Raw genomic sequence first — 21,786 nt, 5'->3', positions numbered from 1 at the left:
GATTGAACCAGATGGCCGGTGGACGTCAAGCGAGTGCCTCCGGTGAGGGCCGATGTCCCGCCGGCGGGACATCGCGGCGGCGCGCGGACCCGCCCCGGCGGCGCGTTGACATGAACGCGCGGCATCGTGTTTCAATGGCGGGCGTGTGAGAGAAGGGGGATTCTCCGGTGTCTGGCGAGTCGCGCACCATAGTCGGCGCTTTCGCCGAACAAGTCCAGGAGAACAGCGACAGGCCCGCTGTCAAGCAGGGTGGGACCGTTCTCTCGTACCGCAGATTGGATGAGATCTCCGACATTTTCGTTGATTTTCTGGAACGCTGTGATATTCGTTCCGAGCAGCGGATCGGCATCCTCATGGAACGCGGCCCCGACGTGGTCGCGGCGATCGTCGGGACGGTGAAGTCGGGCGCCGCCTACGTCCCGCTCGACACCCGCTCACCGGCCGCCCGGCTGCGGTTGATCCTCACCGAGTGCGGCATCCGCGTCGTGATCACCGACTCGGCGGAGCGCGCGGCCTTCGTCCGGGGCTTCTGCGAGCCGGGCACCCGGGTGGCCGTCGTCGGTGAGGATCTCGACCTGTCGGGACCCGGCCCGCGAACGGCTCGGAAACAGGTCGCCCCCGGGCAGCTCGCCTACGTCGTCTACACCTCGGGTTCGACGGGGACGCCGAAGGGCGTGGCGATCTGCCACCGCGACCTGGTCGCCTTCGCCGCCGACCCCTGCTGGACCGGCCTTGAGGGACGGGTCCTGCTGCACTCCCCGCTTGAGTTCGACGCCTCGGTGTTCCAGATGTGGGTCCCCCTGCTGCGCGGCGGCACGGTCGTGCTCGCCCCGCCCGGCCCCGTCGAGGCCCGCGCGCTGGCGCGGACGATCGCGGAGGAGGCCGTCACCTGCACCTTCATGACCACTTCCTTCTTCAACGTGCTCACCGAGCAACACCCGGACGCCTTCGCCGGCGGCTGCCAGGTGTGGATGGGCGGCGAGGCCGCCTCCCCGGTGGCGGTCGAGCGCACCCTGCGCGCCTCGGGGCCGGGCTCCGTCGTCAACGTCTACGGCCCGACCGAGGCCACGGTCTTCGCCACCTACCACCCGGTCGAGGAACCCGTGCCGAGCCCGGTGCCGATCGGCTCGCCCATGCGGGACGTCACCGTCCACGTCCTCGACGAACACCTGCGCCCGGTCCCCGACGGCGCCGAGGGTGAGCTGTGCCTCGGCGGACGGGGCGTCGCCCGGGGCTACTGGGCGAGACCGGGCCTCACCGCCCAGAAGTTCGTCGCCGACCCCTTCGCGGGTGACGGCGCCCGGATGTACCGGACCGGCGACATCGTACGGCGCCGCCCCGACGGCCTGCTGGAGTTCGTCGGCAGGCACGACGGCCAGGTCAAGGTCCGTGGCTTCAGGATCGAGCTCGGCGAGATCGAGAACCAGCTCTCCCGCAGGGAGGACGTGGCCCGGGCCGCCGTCGTCGCCACCGCCGACCGGCACGGCGACACGACCCTGACCGCCTACGTCGTCCCCGCAGGGGACGCCGGAGACGCCGGGGAGACCGGAGACGCCGGGGAGACCGGGGACGCCTGGGCGGACGTCCTGCTGGACCACCTGCGCGAACGGCTGCCGCCGTACATGGTGCCCTCGGCGCTGGTCGTGCTCGGGGAGCTGCCGCTGAACAACAACGGCAAGCTCGACATACGGGCGCTGCCCGCCCCGGCGCGCGCGGCGGGTGGCGCGGAGCCCGCGTCGGAGACGGAGAAGGTGCTGTGCCACCTGTTCGCCGACGTGCTCGGCGTCGAACGGGTCGGGGTGAACGACGGCTTCTTCGACCTGGGCGGCCACTCGCTGGCGGCGACCCGGCTGGCGGCCAGGGCCGAGGCCGCCCTCGGCCTCCGGGTCGAGGCGGGGGAGGTCTTCGAGGCGCCGACGGTCGCCGAGCTGGCCGTACGCCTCCTCACCTCACCGGCCCGCGCCGCGGGTCTCTGCCTTCCGCCCGTTCCTAAACCGCGCCCGGAGCGGATCGCGCTGTCCCACGCCCAGCGCAGGCTGTGGTTCGTCGACCAGCTCCAGGAGGAGGGCGACCCCGGCTACCACATCCCGCTGGTCTTCCGCCTGCCGTACGAGGTGGACGCCGACGCGCTGCGCCTGGCCATGGCCGACGTCGTCACCAGGCACGAGAGCCTGCGCACGGTCTTCCCCGACGACTATGACGACGAGGGGCCCTGGCAGCGCGTCCTGGGCCCCGGGGAGCGCGACCCCGAGCTGACGGTCACCGTCTGCGCCGAGGCGGAGATGGAGGAGCTGCTCGCGGCCGAGGTCCGCAGGCCGTTCGACATCACCGAGGACCTGCCGCTGCGCGGCGCGCTGCTGCGCCCGTCCCAGGGGCGGGGGACGACACTGCTGCTGGTGCTGCACCACATCGCGGCAGACGGCTGGTCGCTGACGTCGCTCTGCCGCGACCTGTCCCTGGCCTACCGGGCCAGGCTGGCGGGTACGGCCCCGGAGTTCGTCCCGCTGCCGCTGCAGTACGCCGACTACGCCGCCTGGCACCGTGAGCTGCTCGGCGACGCCGGAGACCCGGGCAGCAGGCTGTCGTCCCAGCTCCGCTACTGGGAACGGCGGCTCGCGGGCCTGCCCGACGAGGTCTCGCCGCCGCCGGACCGGCCCCGGCCGCCGATCTCGGGCAACCGGGGGGACGCCGTCGCCTTCACCGTCCCCGCCGAGCTGCGCCGGGGGCTTGAGGACCTCGCGCGCTCCTGCCGGGCCACGCTGTTCATGACGCTGCACGCCGCACTGGCGGACCTGCTCACCGACCTGGGCTGCGGGCACGACATCGTGGTGGGCAGCCCGACCGCGGGCCGTACGGCCGAGGCGCTCGACGAGCTGGTCGGCTTCTTCGTCAACATGGTCGCGCTGCGGACCGACACCTCGGGCGAACCGACCTTCCGTGAGCTGCTCGGCCGGGTGCGCGACGGCTGGCTGCCCGCCTCGGCCAACCAGGACGTCCCCTTCGAGCTGGTGGTCGAACGGGTCAACCCGGCACGCGGGCTGTCCCGCCATCCGGTCTTCCAGGTCACGCTCGGCCTGCTCGACGCCCCGGACCTCGTCCTCGACCTCACGCCGGAGCCCCCCGGAACCCCGGAGACCCCCGGAACGAATCCGCAGGCCCCCGGAACGCCGGAGCGCGGTGAGTGGACGCTGGCCAGGACCGGGGCGGCCAGGTTCGACCTGACCTTCGACCTGATCGCCCGGCGGGAGGCGGACGGCACGCCCGGCGCGCTCGACGGCTACGCGGAGTTCGCCACCGACCTGTTCGACCGGGAGAGCGCGCTGCGGCTGGTCGAGGGGTTCGTCACGAGGCTGCGCCAGGCCGTCGCCGACCCGGACCACCGGAGCGGCCCTCAACGCGGGAACACAGACGCGGGCACGGACGGGAACACCGAAGGAGGCACGGACGGAGGCACGGACGGAAGCACGGACGGGCTCCGCGCGCTCGGTGGCTCCGCGCGATGACCGCGACCACCACCTCGCTCACCCGGCGGATCATGGGCCTGCCCAGGGAGGCCTGGGTCATCTGCGCGGGCATGTTCGTCAACAAGTTCGGCGCCTTCCTCAACGTCTTCCTGGTCCTGTACCTCACCCATCGGGGGTACTCCGCCTTCCTGGCCGGGCTCGCGCTCGGCGCGGTCGGCTTCGGCGGCTTCCTCGGCAACGCGGTCGGCGGAAGCATCGCGGACCTGATCGGCAGACGGTGGACGATCGTCGCCTCGATGTTCGGCACCGCGGTCTTCACCCTGCTCGTCCCGCTGGCCGACACCATCGGCGTCATCGTCGCGCTGTCGCTGGCCGTCGGATTCCTCGCGCAGCTCTACCGCCCGGCGGCGGGCGCGATCCTCGTCGACACCGTGCCCGCCCGCGACCTGATCGCCGCGGTCTCCCTGCTGCGCCTGGCCATGAACCTCGGGATGGCCATCGGCGGCGTGGTCGGCGGCCTGCTCAGCGTGCTGTCCTACACCTACCTGTTCGTCGGCAACGCGGTGACGTGCCTGTTGTTCGGGCTGCTGGTGCTGACGCTGCTGCCGGAGACCAGGCCCGCCCCGCCCGAGCACGAGGACGCCGGGGCACGCGGCGGCTACCGGACCGTGTTCCGCGACCGGGCGATGGTGCTGTACCTGCTGTCGATGACCGCCGCCACCTACGTCTACACGCAGACGATCGCGACCCTCCCGCTGCACGTCAGGAACCAGGGGCTCGGCACCGAGTTCTACGGCCTGCTGCTCGGGGTGAACGCGCTGCTGATCGTGCTGTTCGAGCTGCCGCTCGTCCGGTTCACCGAGCGCCGCCAGCCCCGGTACGTGATCGCGGCCGGGGTGGTCCTGCTGGGCGCCGGGGTCGCGCTGACCGGGGTCGCGGACGAGCGGGCCGCGCTCGTGGCGACCGTGGCGCTGTGGACGCTCGGCGAGATGGTCTACACGCCGGTGGCCACGGCCTATCCGGGCCTGCTGGCGCCCGGCCACCTCAGGGGGCGCTACCAGGGCGCGGAGGGCGTCGCGGTGACCGTCGCCCAGACGGCGGGCCCCGCCGCGGGCGGCTTCCTGTACGGGCACACCACCGTCGGCCACTGGGCGCTGTGCGGGGTGGTCGCCGTGCTCGGCGCGGGGTTCATGCTCGCCGCGCGACCCACCGGTACGGCCACATGACGACGGACTCTCCGCGAGGGGCGGGGAGAGAAAGCGGAGGCTGAGATGCCCGGACCGTTCGACGAGGAGACGGGGCTGTTCAAGGTCCTGGTCAACGACGAGGGCCAGTACTCACTGTGGCCCGCGGGCACCGCCGTACCCGGCGGGTGGCTGGTGCGGCTCGACGACGCGCGCCGGGACGACTGCGTCGCCTACGTGGAGGAGCACTGGACCGACATGCGGCCCCGCGGTCTGGCGGGCTCCCATGACGCGTGACACCGGCCTCGCCGACACGGTCGTCCTGGACCTCCTCGGCCTGCACGGCTCGCTCGGCTCTCCCGTCATCGAGTCGATGAACTTCCTCAACGAGGTCTCCAGCCGCTTCCCCGACGCGGTCTCCTTCGCCGCGGGACGGCCCTACGAGGGCTTCTTCGACATCGAGGAGGTCCACCGCTACCTGCGCGTCTACCGTGACCACCTGATGGAACGGCTGGGGGACGAGGTCCTGGTCAGGCGCACCATGCTCCAGTACGGCCGCACCAAGGGCGTCATCCACGACCTCGTGGCCAGGAACCTCCTGCTGGACGAGGGCATCGACGTCGACCCCGAGTCGATCGTCGTCACGGTTGGCTGCCAGGAGGCCCTCTACCTCACGGTGCGGGCGCTGCGCCGCGACGGGCGGGACGCCCTGCTGAGCGTCTTCCCGTGCTACGTCGGGGTGGCGGGCGCCGCGGCGCTGGCCGACATGCCGTTGCTGCCCGTCGCCGGCTCCCCGGAGGGGATCGACCTGGACGACCTCGTCGCGGCCGTCCATCGGGCCAGGGCCGACGGGATGCGGCCACGCGCGCTGTACGTGGTCGCCGACTTCGCCAACCCCTCCGGCGTCAGCCTCGGCCGCGCCACCCGTGAGCGCCTGCTCGCCCTGGCAGGGGAGCTCGACCTGCTGATCCTTGAGGACAATCCGTACGGCCTCTTCCACGGCGAGGAGGAGCGGGCGCCGACGCTCAAGGCCCTCGACCCCGGCGGGCGGGTGGTCTACCTCGGTTCGTTCGCCAAGACCGGCATCCCCGGTGCCAGGGTCGGCTACGTCGTGGCCGACCAGCGCGCCGGGAACGGGCTGCTCGCCGACCAGCTGGCGAAGATCAAGAGCATGCTGACGGTCAACACCTCACCCATCGCCCAGGCCGTCATCGGCGGCAAACTGCTCGCCAACGGGTGCAGCCTGCGCGCGGCGAACGCCAGGGAGACCCGGGTCTACCAGGGCAACCTCCGGCACATGCTCGACGGGCTGCGCGAACGCTTCCCACCGGAGAGCCGCGTCAGCTGGAACACCCCGGAGGGCGGCTTCTTCGTCGTCCTCGACGTCCCGTTCCCCGCCGACGACGAGCTGCTCGAACACTCGGCCCGCGAGCACCGCGTCCTGTGGACGCCCATGCACCACTTCTACGGCGACGGCCTGCCACGACCGCAGATCCGGCTGTCGTTCAGCCATCTGACGCCCGGCGAGATCACCATCGGCCTCGACCGGCTGGCGCGCTTCGTCGCCCGGCGTTGTGAGGCCCCATAGGGAGGCAAGAGATGACAGTTTTCGAGGAGCTGTCCGTCGACCACGTCGGATTCTCCGTCGCCGATCTGGCGGAGACGACCAGACTCTTCGTCGACCGCTACGGCTTCACCGTCTACGCCCGATCCGAGGAACCCCCCGAGACCGGGGGCGCCCTCACCGTCGCCCTCGGCTGCCAGGACATCAGGCTGGTGCTGACCCAGGCGGGCGACGCCGACCACCCGGCCGCCGCCTACGTGGAACGGCACGGCGACGGGGTCTCCGACATCGCCCTGCGCACCTGCGACGCCGAGGCGGCCTACACCGAGGCCGTACGGCGCGGCGCCCGGCCCGTGACACCACCGGCCGTACGGGACGGGGTGGTCACCGCCTCGATCGTCGGCTTCGCGGACGTCCTGCACACCTTCGTCCAGCGCCCGCCCACGACCGACCCGCGTGTCCTGCCCGGACTGTTCCCGGCCACCGGGGAACGGCACCCGGCGGGACACGCCGGGCTCGGCACGGTCGACCACTTCGCCGTCTGCCTGGAGGCCGGGCAGCTCGACCCCACGGTCGAGTTCTACGAGACGGCCCTCGACTTCGAGATGGTGTTCACCCAGCGCATCGTCGTCGGACGCCAGGCCATGGACTCGAAGGTGGTGCAGAGCCGTTCCGGCGCGGTGACGCTCACCCTGATCGAACCCGACGTGTCACGCGACCCCGGCCAGATCGACCAGTTCGTCAAGGACCACGGTGGGGCGGGCATCCAGCACGTCGCCTTCACCACCGGCGACATCGTCAGGGCGGTGGGCACGCTGCGGGAGAACGGCATCGAGTTCCTGGGCACCCCCGGCGCCTACTACGACCTGGTGCCGGAGCGGCTGCGGCTGGCCAGGCACTCCCTCGGCGAGCTGCGCGCGCTGAGCATCCTCGTCGACCAGGACCAGGACGGCCAGCTGCTGCAGATCTTCTCCAGGAGCGTCCACCCGCGCGGCACCCTCTTCTTCGAGGTGATCGAACGGGCCGGGGCGCGCACCTTCGGCAGCGGCAACATCAACGCCCTCTACACCGCGGTGGAGATCCAGCGCAACAGGCAGGCCCGGTGAACGCCGGGGACGCGGCGGTGTGCGTCGCGGACGTCGAACGGCTCGCCGGGGACCTCCTGCCGCCGGACATCCGGGACTTCGTCGCCGGGGGAGGCGGCGACGAGTCCGCCCAGGCGGCCAACCGCGCCTGCCTCGACCGGGTGCGCCTGGTGCCCAGGGTGCTGACCTCGGCGGACGGGGCCGACACGGCGGGACGGCTGCTGCACGGCACGGCGGCGATGCCGGTCGCCGTCGCCCCCATGGCCTACCAGCGGCTGTGCCATCCTGACGGCGAGCTCGCCATGGCCCGCGCCGCCGGGAAGGCGGGCGTCCCGTTCACGGCCGCCACGCTGAGCAGCGTCCCGATCGAGGAGATCGCGGCGGTCGCCGGGACACTGTGGTTCCAGCTCTACTGGCTGCGTGACCGGGGGCTCGTGCTCGACCTGCTGGCCAGGGCGGAACGGGCGGGCTGCACGGCGCTGGTGCTGACCGTGGACGTGCCGGTGCCCGCGCGGCGACCGCGCGACATGCGCAACGGGTTCACGCTGCCCGCCTCGGTCGTCGCCGCCAACCTCCCCGAGGGGACGGGGTCGGCCGCGCACGTCCCCATGCCGCACGAGTCGGCCGTCGCCTCCCACACCGGGATCATGTTCGAGAACACGCTCGGCTGGGACGACCTGGCCTGGCTGCGCGGGCACACCGGCCTGCCCGTCGTGCTCAAGGGCGTCCTCGACCCGGGCGACGCCGTACGGGCCGTGGAGGCCGGGGTGAGCGCCGTGGTCGTCTCCAACCACGGCGGTCGTCAGCTGGCCGGGGCCGTACCGTCCATCGTGGCGTTGCCGGGGGTCGTCGAGGCGGTCGCCGGGCGGTGCGAGGTGCTGTTCGACAGCGGGGTCAGGAGCGGCACCGACGTGCTGCGCGCGCTGGCGTACGGCGCGGCCGGCGTGCTGCTCGGCCGTCCCCTGCTGTGGGGGCTGGCGATGGACGGCGAGGCGGGGGCCGGGCTGGTGCTCGACCTGCTGCGCGCCGAGCTGCGTGAGGCCATGCTGCTGACGGGCTGCGCCGACCTCTCCGCCGCCCGGACCCTGGGCACCGTCCTGCTCTGACCGCTCACGCCCCGGGCGGATCCCCGGCGAACGGCGCCATGAACGCGGGCAGCCTCGCCCAGACGTCCGGGGTGTAGAAGTGGCCACCGGGCAGCCTGTCGTGCCGGAAGGCGCTCTCGGCCAGCTCCCGCCACCTTTCGGTCGCCTCGGGCTCGATGACGTCGTCGGCGGCGCCGGTGAGCACCTGCAGGGGAACCCGGGCGCGTGTCCCGGCCCGGTGACGGAAGGAGTCGCGGACCTTGATGTCGGCGCGCATCAGCTCGACCGCCATCTCGCTCAGGTCAGGGTCGTCGAGCACGTGCGCGGGCAGCAGGCCGTTGACGCTCATCCAGTGCAGCAACTGCTCGTCGGTCTCCTCCTGGGCGGGGAACATGTCCCTGGGGCGCAGGCCGCCGCTCGGCGCGTTCGTCGAGGAGATGACGAGCGCCTCGGGGGGCCTGCCGCCGTGCCGTTCGAGCCGGGAGGCGACGTCGAAGGCCATCCAGCCGCCCATGCTGTGCCCGAACAGGACGTACGGCCGGTCGGCGGCGGCGAGCACGGCGGCGGTCGCGTCCTCGGCCAGTTCGTCCCAGTCGGTGGCGAACGCCTCGGCGAAACGGCCCTCCCTGCCGGGGTAGCAGATCGCGGCCAGGGACACATCCTGCGGCACGACGTCGGCCCACCCCAGGTAGGGGCCCGCGCCGCCGCCGCAGAAACCCAGGCAGACGAGTGCCCGCGTCGCCTCGGGCCGGTGCCGGGGGCGCACCACGATGGTGTCCACGCTTTTTCCTCTCTCGTGGTCCTCAGCCGTTGCGGTGCAGCGACTCGACGTAGCCGGCCAGGTCGCGCAGGCGCGGATGCCGGTACACCTGCCGGGTCGGCACGACGACGCCGAGGTTCCTGCGCAGCCGCGCGACCACCCGGATGGCCATCAGCGAGTGGCCGCCGAGGGCGAAGAAGTCGTCGTCGGGGCCGATCCCGTCCCGGCCGAGGACCTCCGCCCACACGCCCGCGATCAGCTCCTCGAACTCGCCCCGCGGCGCTTCCCCGGGTTCCGCGGCCCACACGGGCTCGGGGAGGGCGGCCACGTCGAGCTTGCCGTTCGGGGTGAGCGGGAGGCGTTCGACGAGGGCGAAGGCGGAGGGCACCATGAACTCCGGCAGCCCGGTGGCCAGGTGTTCCCGCAGCCGTTCCGGGGAGGGTTCGCGGCCTTCCACGGGCACCACGTGGGCCACCAGCCGGTCGCCGCGGAGCGTGACGACGGCGCGTGCCACGTCGGGGTGGGCGCCGAGGGCGTGCTCGATCTCGCCGGGCTCGATCCGGAAGCCGCGGACCTTCACCTGGCCGTCGGCCCGCCCTGCGAACCGCAGCGTGCCGTCCTCCGCGCGGGAGGCCAGGTCGCCGGTGCGGTACATCCGGGCGCCGGGCGCGGAGAACGGGTCGGCGACGAACCGCTCCGCGGTGAGGGCGGGCCTGCCGACGTAACCGAGGGCCAGGCGGGGGCCCGCGACGTACACCTCCCCGGTCACGCCGGGCGGCACCGGGCGCAGGGCGTCGTCGAGCACGTGGACGTGGCAGCCGGACAGTGGCCGTCCGATGTGCGGCCCGGCGCCGGTGATCCAGGCGGTGGTGACGTTGACCGTGCACTCCGTTGGGCCGTACAGGTTCAGCCCCTCCACGTGCTCCGAGCCGGCGATCTCCCGCCAGGTCCGTTCGGGTACGGCCTCGCCGCCGAGGAACAGCCGCAGCACACGTCCGTCGGGGCGGGGGGTGAGCAGTTCCTCGCGCAGGGTCTCCCAGTGTGAGGGGGTCAGGTCGAGGTCGGTCACCGCGTGCTCGTCGAGCAGGGCGCGCAGCCGGGCCGGGTCGGTGCGGTCCTGCTCGCCGAGCACGACCAGGGTGTCTCCCCGGCACACCCTGACCCACTGCTGCACGGAGGCGTCGAAGGAGACGCTGGCGTTCCAGGCGACCACCCGGGGACGGTCGGCGTAGGCGCCGAAGCGTTCGAGCGCGGTGACCATGGAGGCCACGGAGCTCCGGGACACCTCGACCCCCTTCGGCCTGCCGGTCGAGCCCGAGGTGTGGATGACGTACGCCGGGGCCGAGGCGGACGGAAGGTCCAAGGCCCCGTCGTTGCCCGAGGTCGCATCCGGGGTGAGGCAACGCGCTCCACCCGCCCACGAGGGACGTTCACCGGTGTGGAGCAGAATCCGCGTCTCCGCGTCCTCGGCCATGAACGCGAGCCGGTCGGCGGGGTAGACGGGATCGAGCGGGACGTAGGCCGCGCCCGCCCGCCACACCGCCAGCAGCGCCACGACCAGGTCGGCGCCCCTGGGCAGGCTCACCCCGACCCGGTGGCCCGGCCCGGCGCCCAGGTCGCGCAGCGCCGCCGCGAGCCGGGCCGTACGGGCGTCGAGTTCGGCGAAGTCGAGCACGGTCTCCCCGTGGCGCACCGCGGGCCGGTCGGGCGCGTGCCGGACCGTGGCGGAGAAACGGCTCAGCAGGTCCCGCTCCTGCCCGCTCACAGCTGACCGGCCGCGGGCTGGACGGTCGGCGCGCAGTCGAGGAGGTCGACGGGCTCGCCCATCGCCACCACGATCCTGCGGTCGCCGCGGAAGGGGTCCCTGCCGTGCGCCGTCAGGACGTTGTCGACGATGAGCAGGTCACCGGGGCGCCACCGTTCGCGTACGGTCGCCGCCTCGTAGGCGGCCCGCAGGTCCTCCAGGTCGTCCCGCGTCAGGGGTTCGCCGTCGCCGAAGGCGGTGTTGAACGGCAGGCCGTCCCGCCCGAACTCCGTCACGAGGACCTCCCTGAGCTCCTCGTCCAGGGACCACTCGTTCCAGAAGGCCAGGTGGTTGAACCAGACCTCCTCCCCGCTGCGCGGGTGCCTGATGACGCCGGGGCGCAGCTGGCTGGTGCGCAGGTTCCCGTCGTCCTGCCACCGGTGGCCGATGAGGTTGTCGGCGCAGTAGCGCTCGACGTCGCCCCTGTCCTGTGCGGAGAAGGCGGTGCGCCAGTCGGTCGAGATGTGCTCGGAGTAGCCGCGTCTCAGCAGCCAGCCGGAGGCCCGGACCTTCTCGGCCAGGGGCGCGGGGACGTTCCGCAGAACCTTCCTGCAGTCGGCGACCGGCGTGGCCCCGCCCTCCTCCGGCGCGGTCAGGCAGGCGAACAGCAGCAGCCCGGGGAAGGTCAGGGTGTAGCTGTTCTCGTTGTGCATCATGATCGGCTGCGAGGGGGGAAGGTCGGTCGAGGAGAAGACCCCGCTGCCGAGGTCGCTGCGCGGCGTCGCCTTCTCCCGGTACGGCGTGTGCCTGGGGATGAGCACGTCCCGCACCCTCGCGAAGTCCTCGACGCCCTTCAGCGGCAGGCCCCGGAGGTGGACGGCGCCGTGTTCGGCCAGGGCCGCGCGCAACTCGGGCAGGAGGGCGCTCAGCCGGTCGCAGGTCCCGGCGATGTCGTCGGGGCCGGTGAGCCACGCGGACACCGGTTTCCCCTCGGAGACCTCCCAGTCGAGTTCGCCGGTCGTTCCTTCCGGCGTTGATCTCATTTCCGATGTCCTTTCGCGCTCGGTCGGGCCTGGAGAGACCGTGGACATGACGGGAGCGCCGGGCCGGAAAACGAGAGGGGAAGGCCGTTCGCCCCCTGTTGAGATTTACGGACGGCGTCGTCCGCCCGGATGGTCCGTTCAGCCGAGAAACGCGGCGGCCGCGGTGTCGAGTTGTTCGACGATCCAGGATTCGAGGCTGGTCTGCGACTGGCCCGCGACCTCCTGGTAACGGGCGATGCGGTCGGCGCCCAGCCTGAGTTCGAGTGAGACCCGCTTTCCTTCGGCCTCTGGTTTCTCCTGGCGGAGGGCGGCGAGGTTCCGCCTCAACCGGTTACGTGTCCATCCGTTCCGCTGCGCCTGGTCGAGCCAGTGGTCCTGCTCCTCGGGAGGCAGTGACGCCACCTCCGCGTGGTGCTGGAAGCTCAGCCCGTCGCGTCTGCGGGAGAGGTCGACCCTCCTGGAGACCCAGGCGTAGTTGCGAAGTGTCTGGTAGTCGAGGCCGATGGCCTCGATGGCTTTTCGGTATCTGTCGGTGTAGCGGGACCGGCCGTAGGCGAGCCAGTCGCCGAGACACCATGTGGAAGAGTTGGCGACCGCGGAAATCCGGAAACCGGCCTTCTCCCAGAGTTCGTAGGGCAACTCCGCTGGGATGCGAAGACCGACGGGGGTCACCTGGACGCCTCCGTAGGCGTCGTCGGAACCCCTGTGATGATTCTTTTCTCCGATGGAATTCCTTTTCGGTTGGATCCGGGTCGCGCCTTTCGTTGCACCTGGGCGCCCAGCCAACACGTCCTCCCTGATATGAACAGGCGGAACAATATTTTAACTAATACCAGATTGCCACTCATGTTGTAAAGCTCGGTCAATATCACCGTGAACCGTGTTTTTGAGTGCGCATGCAATGTGGGTTGTGGGACGGTCTTATTGGCTGCCGACCCAACAGGTAAGCAATATGGATAATGCTGGATAAGGGCGGAAAAACATTCCGCCCGGCCGTGTGGCCGGGCGGAACGTGTCAGCGAAGGTGCGGTTCCCGGATCACCGGGAGATCACCGGAGAGATCACCGCGGGTTGTCGGCGGCCATCCGGTAGGACTTCCCGCCGAAGGTCACGACGAAGTTGGACGGCGTCGCGATGGGCAGGTCGTATCTGAGCTGGACCTCCTTCGACTGCCCCGGGGCGATGCTCTCCCAGGTCGGAACGGTCAGCCGTATCCGATGGAAGTCGCCCTTGAGGCCGCCGACGTTCGGCCCGGTGTGCCCGGTCGAGACCACCGAGAGCGTCCAGCCCGTCTGCTGGGTCATGGTCGCCGGGGCGGAGGTGCCGTAGTCGAACTCGATCGTGGCGCCGCCGGGGATCGTGGTCGTCGAGTTGTTGGTGAACTTGAACTTGGGGGAGATCGGGTAGTTGGCGTCGCCGACCGCGAAGCCGTACAGCTCGGCCTGGACGTTGAGGGTCTCGGTCGGCATCGTCTTGGTGCCGGCCTTCAGGTTCCCGTACGGCGCGGCCGTCTTGAAGGTGTTGTAGATCTTGGTGGTGAGGGTGTCGCCGATGAAGTACTCGCCCTTGCCGCCGTCACGCTCGGGGTAGTACTTGTAGTCGCCGGCCAGCTCCCAGATCATGATGCCGCCCATGCCCTTGTTGGCCACGTAGTCGGCCTTGGCCTGGATGGACTGGTCGTCCTCGGTGGACAGGTAGACCTTCTTGTCGTTGTTCCACAGCCACGGGGCGACCATGGAGGAGGAGTACTTGCGGACGTAGGTGCCCGAGATGCGGTCGGTCGGGTCGGTGTCCGGGGTGAGGCCGTACTGGGTGATGTAGCTGCCCTGCTTGCCCTCCTGCAGGTTCTTGAAGTGCCAGACCGGGTTGACGCCGGCCGGGACTTCCTTGCCCGCCTTGTCCAGGTCGTGCCAGAGGTTGTCGATGCCGATGGCGCCGTCACCACACGGCACCTTGGAACCGATCTTGCCGCCGGTGCCCTCGGGGCAGTTGTTCTGGTCCGGCAGGTCGGAGGTGCCCCAGAGGCCGTCCGTGCCTCCGGTGACGCGCTGCCATCCCCGGCTGTAGTAGCCGACGCCCAGGTTGATCCGGCCCGCCTGCATCGCGCCTCGCAGGTGGTGGAAGGCCCAGTCGCCGTTCATGTAGCCGATGCCGCTGTAGGTGCCGTAGACGTTCCAGTACTTCATCTCGGCGTCGCTGCCGTCGTCGTAGAGGGCCTGCAGCGGGCCGACGAAGTGGTTCCACGCCCCGTGCAGGTCGTAGGTCATCATGTTGGCGTAGTCGAGGTACGGGGTGACCTGGTAGGTCTCGCTGCCGCGCAGGATCCAGCCGGAGGCGGTGGTCGCCGCGGTGAGCAGGTAGTACTTGCCGTCGGCCGCGGCGGCGGCGTCCAGCTTCTGCCGCAGGGTCTTCATCAGGTTGACGTAGCCCGCCATCAGCGTCGCCCGGCGCGGGTTGGAGAAGCTGAAGTCGTCGGGGTTACCGGCGTTGGGGGCGGAGGTCGCGTACTCGTAGTCGATGTCCACACCGTCGAAGCCGTAGTCCTTCATGAACTTCACGGCCGAGTCGGCGAAGGTGTTGATGCTCGACTGCGAGCTGGCCATCGTGTAGAAGCCGCCGGAGGCCTGCCGGACGCCGTTGTCGTCGATGTAGCCACCGGTCTCGGCCCAACCGCCGATCGACAGGATCGTCTTGACGTTGGGGTGCTGCTTCTTGAACTTGTTGAGCTGGTTGAAGTGGCCCTTGTAGGAGTAGGCCGGGTCCATCTCGGCCCCGGCGACGCCCGGCCACTCCATGCCGATGGAGGGGTTGTTCGCGCTGGGGGAGCCCACGGAGACCTTGCCCTGCCCGTCGATGTGGGCGAAGGCGTAGTTGATGTGGGTGATCTTGTCCCAGGGGATGTCCTTGGCGAGGTAGGACGGGGAACCGTCCTTGCCGGTGCGCCAGCTGGTGAAGTAGCCCACCACGCGGCGCGGGTGGTCGGCGCCCATCTTCTCGCGACCGTTGTTGTCGTAGACCGTGCAGTACGGCACGCCGGTCACGCCGGGAGACTGGTAGAGGCCGTCGGGACGGCAGGCCGACTGGTCGGTGGGCAGTTTGTCGGTGCGGCCGGTGACCGTTCCGGAGAAGTCGGACTGGTTGCCGACGGCGTCCTTGGCCCGGACCTTGAAGGTGTACTCGGTGTCCTCGGTCAGGCCGCTGACGGTCGCGGTCGTACCCGGCGGGGTTCCGGTCACGACGGTCGCGGAGGAGTTGCCGTTGTAGACCTCGTAGGAGACGACGCCCTTGTTGTCGGTCGAGGCGCCCCACTGCAGGGTGATGCTGGTGTTCGTCTTGCCGGTCACGGTCGGCGTGCCGGGGGTGGTCGGCGCCTCGGTGTCCGGCTTGTCGGTGCGGGCGGTGACGGTCCCGGAGAAGCCGGACTGGTTGCCCGCTCCGTCCTTGGCGCGGACCTTGAAGGTGTACTCGGTGTCGGCGCTCAGCCCGTTGATCGTGGTGGTCGTGTTCGGCGGCGTCCCCGTCACAGTGGAAGCCGACGAGTCACCGTTGTAGACCTCGTAGGCGGTGACGCCCCTGTTGTCGGTCGAGGCACCCCACTGCAGGGTGATGCTGGTGGTCGTCCTGCCGCTCACGGTCGGCGTGCCGGGGGTGGTCGGCGCCTCGGTGTCGGGGGTGTCGTCCTTGAGGGTGCGGACGGTGGTCGAGGGGGAGGAGGCCGACTCCTGGCCCGCGGTGTCCTTCGCCTTGACGGAGAAGGTGTACTCGGTGTCGGGCGTGAGGCCGTTCACCGTCGCGGAGGTGGTCGCCACCGAGGTGACCTTGGAGGTGCCCTGGTAGACGTCGTAGCCCGCGACGCCCTTGTCGTCGGTCGAGGCGGCCCAGGTCAGGGCGACGCTGTTGGTCGTCGGCGTCGCGACGGGCTTGCCCGGCGCGGTCGGCGGGGTGTCCGGTGGCGGGCCGCCCTCACACGGGTTGCCGTTGATCTTGCAGTTGGCCGGCGGGGTGGTCGGCCCCATGCCGACGAAGCCGAAGCTGTTGCCGCCCGTGCTTCCGCCCGCGGGAACGTTGGCGTTGCCGCTGCCGGGCTTGACGGTCACGTGGCTGCCGCTGATGGTCGGCGTGCCGTTCCACCAGTTGCCGATGGACTGGCCGGAGTTGAGGTCGAATTCGAGGGTCCAGGTGGTCGCCGCCGAGTCGCCGGCGTTCTTCACCTCGTACGTTCCTTGCCACCAGGTACCGCGGTCGGAGGCGGAGAACTTGGCGGTCAGCGATGCCGCGGCGTGCGCGGCGGGCGCACCGACCGCGGCCATTCCCGCCGTTGCGGCCGCGTACATGACCGCAACGGCGACTGCTCTCCATGAACGGAGACGGGACATCGTGCTTCCTCTCTGGCGAAGCAGCTAAAAAGGTGTCCCCCGAGATAGTTCGCGCGCGCGTGTGACCTTCCCGGCGGGCGGGTGAATCCGCTCGTCAGGGAAGCAACAAACAAGAAACCTTCTTATTTAATTCGGGAAGCTACTCGCGCTGACATACACCGTCAACCCTCGGTTTTTCTATATGTCCGGACATATCCATCCGGACACCGGGGATTACGGGCCACGAAGATCCCGTACGGCGCGCGACCGCGGAGGACGGTCCAGAGAGGGCGCGCCGGAGAAGGTCAGAGCAGGCCGTGCCGGGGCGGCAGGGTGCCGTTGAGCAGGTAACGCCCGATGTGCTGCACCTTCCACCTGGCCGGGTCGTGCAGGGTGTGGGTCCTGGCGTCCCGCCAGAAACGGTGCAGGTTGAGGCCGTCCAGCGCGGAGCGGGTTCCGGCCAGCTCGAACAGGGCGCCGCCGATGTCGACCGCGGCGCTCGCGGCGAAGGCCTTGGCGGCGGCCACCGCGATGGACGCCTCGGCCGCGCTTTCCTCGGTGAGCCCGGCCCCCGGCGTGCCCGCGGCGTCCACGGTCCTGGCGGCCGTCGCCAGCAGCGCCTCGGCCGCGCGCAGCTGAACGCCCAGCTCACCGAAGCGCTGGATGAGCAGCGGGTCGTCGGCCGCGCTCTCGTGACAGCTCTCGAACCAGGGCCTGCTCCTGGTGCGGACGAACTCGGCGGCCTCGGCCAGGGCCGCGGCGGCGATCCCCACGTCGATGGCGGTGTGCAGCAGCTGGGCGACCGCGCCGTGCAGCTGCGGCCCCTGGAAGGTCAGGTGGTGCGGCACCACCCGGTCCGCGGGCACCTCGACCCGGTCGAGCTTGACGGTCCCGCTCGCCGTGGTGCGCTGGCCCATGCCGTCCCAGTCGTCGACGACGGTCAGCCCCCGCGCCTCGCGTGGCACGTAGGCGACGTGGAGCGTGTCGTCCTCGGCACGGGCGAGCACCGGGATCCAGTGCGCGAACAGCGCCCCGGTCGAGTAGTGCTTGACGCCGCTGAGCAGGAACGAGCCGTCCGGTGCCGGGACGAGCCTGGTACGGATGTCCTGGACGTGCCTGGTGCCCGCCTCCGACTGGGCGTTGCCGAACCTGCGTCCCGCCAGCACCTCGGCGAAGAAGAACTCCCGCTGCGCCGGGGTGCCCTGGCGGCGCAGGACGTTGACGTAGACGAAGTGGCTCTGCGGGATCTGCGCCAGGCTCGGATCGCCGGAGGCCAGCAGCCGGAAGACCTCGGCCAGTGTCTCGTGGCGGATGTCGGCGCCACCGTGGTCGGCGGGAACGGTGACGCCGAGCAGCCCGCTCGCCGAGAGCCGCTCCACCTCGGCGTGCGGGAGCTTCCTCGCCGAGTCCCGCTCGGAGGCGCCCGCGCGGAACTCGGCGGCCAGCCTCCCGGCCGTCTCCAGCGCCTCGGCGTCGTCGGTGATCACATGAGCGGTCACATGAGCGGTCACGGCGGGATCTCCAGGGGGTCGGTACAGGGAGAACCGGGGCGTGCCCGGTCGTGGCCGTCCGTGTCGGCCACGACCGGGCCCGCGGTCACCGGCGCGGAGGGGTCAGGAGTACCAGGTCGGCTCGGGAATCTCGCCCGTCAGGACGAAACGCCCGACCTCCCGGCGCTTGTAGGCGACCGGGTCGTGCAGGGTGTGGGTGCGGACGTTGCGCCAGAACCGGTCCAGGCCCTCGGCGCTCGAGGTCGCCCGCGCGCCGGTGACCTCGAAGATCCGGCCGGTCACCTCAAGGGAGACCTCGGTCGCCACGGCCTTGGCCGCCGCGACCCGCACCTCGAACTCCCCGCGCGCCGCCTCGGTCACCGCGTCCGGGTCGCCGTGCAGCCTCTCGCCCTCCTCGGCGATCCGGTCGGCCAGCGCCTCGGCCGCCCAGAGCCTGGAGGTCAGCTCGCCGTAGGCGTCGATGACGTACGGCTCGTCCACCGCGTTGTCGTGTCCGCCGTGCAGCCAGGAACGGGACCTGGTCCTGGTGTAGGTCGCGGCCGTCTCCAGGGCGCCCGCCGCTATGCCGAGGTAGAGGTTGACGAAGACGAGCTGGATCGTCGGGACGTTGAGGGTGTTGTAGACGCGGGGCTGGAACACCCGGTCCACGAAACCGGCCGCCGAGGCCCATGGGGTCCGGACGCCGTCGAGGGTGACGCTGCCGCTCTCGGTGAGCCGCTGGCCGATGTTGTCCCAGTCGTCGTGGAAGGTCAGCCCCGGGCTGTCGGAGGGCACGATCGCGAAGATGTGCGTCTGCGTCCCGTCGAGCACCCCTTCCAGGACGGTCACGTCGGAGACCTTGCTGCCCGTCGAGAAGGACTTGCGCCCGGTGAAGACCAGGTCGTCGCCGTCCTCGGTGACGACGACGTCGTTGTCGCGTGGGTTGACCGCGCCGCCGAAGAACCACCGGTTGCGCGCGGCCTCCGCCTCGACGTGCTCCCACTGCTCACGGGTGCCGACCAGCCTGGCCGCCCAGTTCCACAGGTAGTGGTAGCCGAGCAGCTGGCCGACGGAGCCGTCCGCCTTGGAGATCTCACGGACGACGCGGTAGGCGGTCGGCCAGTTCTGGCCCCCGCCCCCGTGCTCGGCGGGCCCGAGCAGGGTGACGAGCCCGGAGTCCTTCAACAACCGGACCTCGGCGTACGGCGTCGCCGCGGCCTTGTCACGGGCGGCGGCGTCGGTCGAGAGCACGGCGGCCACCTCGGCGGCCCGGTCGATCCAGCCCTGCGGGCTGTCGGGGAAGGGCTCTGTCTGCCAGGCGGAAGGAGTGACGGCGGTCATGACGGACCTCTCGTTCGGGCTGACGGTCGTGGGTTCGCTGTTCCGGGGGGCTGGTGGTGCGGTCAGGAGCCGAGCGTGGCGGGCTCGCTCTCCTTCCCGGGCAGCCGGGACTCCAGCTCGCGCACGAGCGGCAGCACCCGCCTGCCGAAGTACTCGACCTCCTCGTGGTAGTGCAGGAAGCCGAGCAGCAGGAGGTCGACGCCGAGCCGCCGGTAGGCGACGATGCGCTCGGCGACCTGCTCGGGGGTGCCGATCAGGCCGGTGCGGAACCCGTCGTTGTACTGGACCAGGTCCTCGAAGGTCGAGTCCTGCCACATCCCCCTGCCGTCGGCGGTCGAACGGCCCGCCTGCCTGACGGCGTCGCCGAAGTCGCGCACGGCCTCGGTGTCGGCCTTGGCGACGATCTCCCTGAGGGTCTCGCGGGCCTCGGCCTCGGTGTCGCGGGCGATGAGGAAGCCGTTGAGACCGAAGCGGGGCGGGCGGCGCCCCACGCCCTCGGCGGCGGCGCGCACGTCCGCGAGCTGCTCGGCGACGCCGTCGAAGTCCCTGCCGTTGCTGAAGTACCAGTCGGAGACCCGGCCCGCCATGGCGCGGGCGGCGGTGGAGTTGCCGCCCTGGAAGATCTCCGGGTGCGGACGGCCCGCGGAACTCAGCGGCTTCGGCTTGAGGGAGAAGTCGCGGATCCGGTAGAAGTCCCCGGCCAGCTCGGCGTGGTCCTCGGTCCAGATGGCGCGCAGGGCGCGGATGAACTCCTCTGAGCGGCGGTAGCGCTCGTCGTGTTCGAGCCACGGCTCGCCGAGGGCGGTGAACTCGCCCTTGAACCAGCCGCTGACGACGTTCACCGCGAACCGGCCGCCGGAGAGGTGGTCGGCGGTCGCGCCGAACTTGGCCAGCACCCCCGGATGCCACAGGCCGGGGTGGACCGCGGCGATGACCTTCAGCCGCCGGGTGGCCAGCAGCAGGGCCAGGCTGAAGCCGGTCGACTCGTGCTGGTACTCGGCGCCGTAGCCGGCGATGTAGCGGACCTGGCTCAGGGCGTAGTCGAAGCCGTTCTCCTCGGCGAGGACGGCCAGGTCACGGTTGTACTCGTAGCTCCAGTCGGTGCGTTGTTCGATCCGGCTGGTGACCAGGCCGCCGCTGACGTTCGGCACCCAGTAGGCGAATCGCACGGGTTCTGTGGAGGGTGGTGCGGACATCGAAAGGCTCCCGGCACATGGAGGGAGGGCATGACGGAGAAAACCGGGTGGTCGTCGTTCACGGCATGGGGAAATACCGTTCACGACGGACGAGAAAAGGGGGTCGGGAAATTGGCATGGCGAATTCACATGCGATGCCGTACCGCTTGGAAGGGGAATTCCGAAGGCGGTTGGGAAGAGGGGCGACGCCGTGAACGCCAGGCGGAGAAAGGGGGAAATGCCTGGTGGGAGGGGGTGAGAGGGGGAAGGGCTCTCAGGACTGGGGACGACAGATGGCGCTGGAGACGCGGGCGAGATCGACGTGCCGCCGCCGCGTCAGGGCCTGTCGCTTCGTCATGCGAGTAAGAGTAGCCGAGTCGTCACCGGCAGTCGAGAAGCTGTTTGTTTTTTCTCTCCTGTGTTTTTTGTTAATTTCGGCGAAACACGTGTGACGACCCGGCTCGGGGCGGGGCCGTCACAAGAAGTTGGCGAGGCCGTGTTTGGTCGCACGGGCATCGGGTACCGGGGACGGCTGTGGCTGAAGTGGCCGATGTGACAGCCGAAGGAAAGTTTCGTAAACATTCAAGACATGCACGATTTGTGGTCTAGGCTCCAACGCCTGTGTGGGCAAGGAGCGGGCACGGAGCGGGCACAGACCTCCTCCGGCGGCTCCCGCCGGAGGCAGGACCGGCGCGTGCCCATGTCACAGATCGCGTCGCGGACCACGGGTCCGCGATGGATGGGAGCGATGTCGAGTTGATGGACCAGTACACGCCGCGCGGCGGCCTGGACGACGGGGACCACCTCCCCGGTTCGAGGGGGGAACACGTGCTCCAGCTCCTGTTCGCCACCCGCGACAGGGCGAAGAGGTTCTACGAACGCCAGGTCACCGACCGGCTGACGCCGCGGATGAGGGAGTTCGTGGCCCGCCAGGAGATGGTCTTCGTGGGTACGGCCGACGCCTCGGGAAACTGCGACACGACCTTCCGCGCCGGCCCTCCCGGATTCGTCAGGGTCCTCGACGAGACCACGCTCGCCTACCCGGAGTTCCGCGGCAACGGTGTGCTCGCCAGTCTCGGCAACATCATGGAGAACCCGCACCTCAGCCTGCTGTTCGTCGACTTCTTCGAGGAACTCGTCGGGCTGCACGTCAACGGTTCGGCGACCATCGTCACCGCCTACGACGCGGCCCGCCGCCACGGTCTGGCCGACGAGGACATGACGGCCCCGGGACGCAGGGCCGAGCGCTGGGTCAGGATCGAGGTCGAGGAGGCCTACATCCACTGCTCGAAGCACATCCCGCTGCTGGCCAGGCAGGAACGCGGAGGCCGGCACGGAGCGCGGCGCAGACCGGCGGGGGAGGACCACTTCGGTGTCGGCCGCCGTGGAGAGCGGCCCGCCGAAAGGGAGAGATCCATCGAAAGAGGGCTGCCCGCCGAGAGGGAGTGGCCCGCCGAGAGGGAAAGGGAAAAGGCGGGGAAGCCGGCCGGGTGACG

The 21,786-nt window shown here is 70.7% G+C and carries 16 protein-coding genes; 7 read left to right on the top strand and 9 right to left on the bottom strand.

The window, feature by feature from the left end:
* Positions 1–167: 167 nt before the first annotated feature.
* The 6 genes from ABZ470_RS04770 to ABZ470_RS04745 are packed head-to-tail and all read left to right on the top strand — an operon-like array spanning position 168 to position 8,403.
* Positions 168–3,503 (top strand): amino acid adenylation domain-containing protein, encoded by a 3,336-nt coding sequence (locus ABZ470_RS04770; RefSeq protein ID WP_362909968.1) that lies wholly within the window; start codon positions 168–170, stop codon positions 3,501–3,503.
* Positions 3,500–4,690 carry an MFS transporter gene (locus ABZ470_RS04765; RefSeq protein WP_362909966.1) on the top strand — a complete coding sequence of 397 codons (1,191 nt, stop codon included), beginning with the start codon at positions 3,500–3,502 and terminating at the stop codon, positions 4,688–4,690. The genes ABZ470_RS04770 and ABZ470_RS04765 overlap by 4 nt, the downstream gene beginning before the upstream one ends.
* A 45-nt stretch (positions 4,691–4,735) precedes the next feature.
* Positions 4,736–4,945, top strand: a complete 210-nt coding sequence (locus ABZ470_RS04760; RefSeq protein ID WP_352009753.1) for an MbtH family NRPS accessory protein — start codon at positions 4,736–4,738, stop codon at positions 4,943–4,945.
* Positions 4,935–6,236 carry a PLP-dependent aminotransferase family protein gene (locus ABZ470_RS04755; protein ID WP_362909964.1) on the top strand — a complete coding sequence of 434 codons (1,302 nt, stop codon included), beginning with the start codon at positions 4,935–4,937 and terminating at the stop codon, positions 6,234–6,236. Before ABZ470_RS04760 ends, ABZ470_RS04755 begins: the two co-directional genes overlap by 11 nt.
* An 11-nt stretch (positions 6,237–6,247) precedes the next feature.
* Positions 6,248–7,318 (top strand): 4-hydroxyphenylpyruvate dioxygenase, encoded by a 1,071-nt coding sequence (gene hppD / locus ABZ470_RS04750; RefSeq protein ID WP_352009751.1) that lies wholly within the window; start codon positions 6,248–6,250, stop codon positions 7,316–7,318.
* Positions 7,315–8,403 carry an alpha-hydroxy acid oxidase gene (locus ABZ470_RS04745; RefSeq protein ID WP_352009750.1) on the top strand — a complete coding sequence of 363 codons (1,089 nt, stop codon included), beginning with the start codon at positions 7,315–7,317 and terminating at the stop codon, positions 8,401–8,403. The genes hppD and ABZ470_RS04745 overlap by 4 nt, the downstream gene beginning before the upstream one ends.
* Before the next feature lie 4 nt (positions 8,404–8,407).
* Here ABZ470_RS04745 and ABZ470_RS04740 read toward each other — a convergent pair whose 3' ends face one another.
* From ABZ470_RS04740 to ABZ470_RS04700, 9 genes are all read right to left on the bottom strand, one after another.
* Positions 8,408–9,163, bottom strand: a complete 756-nt coding sequence (locus ABZ470_RS04740) for an alpha/beta fold hydrolase (RefSeq protein ID WP_362909962.1) — start codon at positions 9,161–9,163, stop codon at positions 8,408–8,410.
* Positions 9,164–9,185: 22 nt separating this feature from the next.
* Positions 9,186–10,907, bottom strand: coding sequence for a non-ribosomal peptide synthetase (locus ABZ470_RS04735; protein WP_362909960.1), 1,722 nt, complete (start codon positions 10,905–10,907; stop codon positions 9,186–9,188).
* A complete protein-coding gene (locus ABZ470_RS04730; protein WP_362909958.1) occupies positions 10,904–11,929 on the bottom strand; it encodes a TauD/TfdA family dioxygenase in 1,026 nt (341 codons plus the stop codon). Before ABZ470_RS04730 ends, ABZ470_RS04735 begins: the two co-directional genes overlap by 4 nt.
* Before the next feature lie 138 nt (positions 11,930–12,067).
* Positions 12,068–12,601 carry an LmbU family transcriptional regulator gene (locus ABZ470_RS04725; protein ID WP_352009746.1) on the bottom strand — a complete coding sequence of 178 codons (534 nt, stop codon included), beginning with the start codon at positions 12,599–12,601 and terminating at the stop codon, positions 12,068–12,070.
* Between the two features lie 389 nt (positions 12,602–12,990).
* A complete protein-coding gene (locus tag ABZ470_RS04720) occupies positions 12,991–16,263 on the bottom strand; it encodes a glycosyl hydrolase family 18 protein (protein WP_362909956.1) in 3,273 nt (1,090 codons plus the stop codon).
* A gap of 326 nt (positions 16,264–16,589) precedes the next feature.
* Positions 16,590–17,795 carry an SfnB family sulfur acquisition oxidoreductase gene (locus tag ABZ470_RS04715; protein ID WP_362909954.1) on the bottom strand — a complete coding sequence of 402 codons (1,206 nt, stop codon included), beginning with the start codon at positions 17,793–17,795 and terminating at the stop codon, positions 16,590–16,592.
* A gap of 102 nt (positions 17,796–17,897) precedes the next feature.
* On the bottom strand, positions 17,898–19,115 hold the full coding sequence (locus tag ABZ470_RS04710; RefSeq protein WP_362909952.1) for an acyl-CoA dehydrogenase family protein: 1,218 nt from the start codon (positions 19,113–19,115) through the stop codon (positions 17,898–17,900).
* Between the two features lie 62 nt (positions 19,116–19,177).
* Positions 19,178–20,311: a dimethylsulfone monooxygenase SfnG gene (sfnG, locus tag ABZ470_RS04705; RefSeq protein WP_352009742.1), complete on the bottom strand. Its 1,134-nt coding sequence runs from the start codon at positions 20,309–20,311 to the stop codon at positions 19,178–19,180.
* Between the two features lie 253 nt (positions 20,312–20,564).
* Positions 20,565–20,648 carry a putative leader peptide gene (locus ABZ470_RS04700; protein WP_352001415.1) on the bottom strand — a complete coding sequence of 28 codons (84 nt, stop codon included), beginning with the start codon at positions 20,646–20,648 and terminating at the stop codon, positions 20,565–20,567.
* A 377-nt stretch (positions 20,649–21,025) separates the two neighbouring features.
* Between ABZ470_RS04700 and ABZ470_RS04695 the strand changes: the two genes are divergently transcribed.
* Positions 21,026–21,784 carry a pyridoxamine 5'-phosphate oxidase family protein gene (locus ABZ470_RS04695; RefSeq protein ID WP_362909950.1) on the top strand — a complete coding sequence of 253 codons (759 nt, stop codon included), beginning with the start codon at positions 21,026–21,028 and terminating at the stop codon, positions 21,782–21,784.
* The last annotated feature ends 2 nt before the right edge of the window (positions 21,785–21,786 follow it).

The organism is Streptosporangium sp. NPDC020072 (assembly GCF_040631445.1).
Taxonomy (GTDB): domain Bacteria; phylum Actinomycetota; class Actinomycetes; order Streptosporangiales; family Streptosporangiaceae; genus Streptosporangium.
The sequence above is the reverse complement of the archived record's forward strand: the minus strand, read 5'-3'. Positions and strand labels throughout refer to the sequence as shown.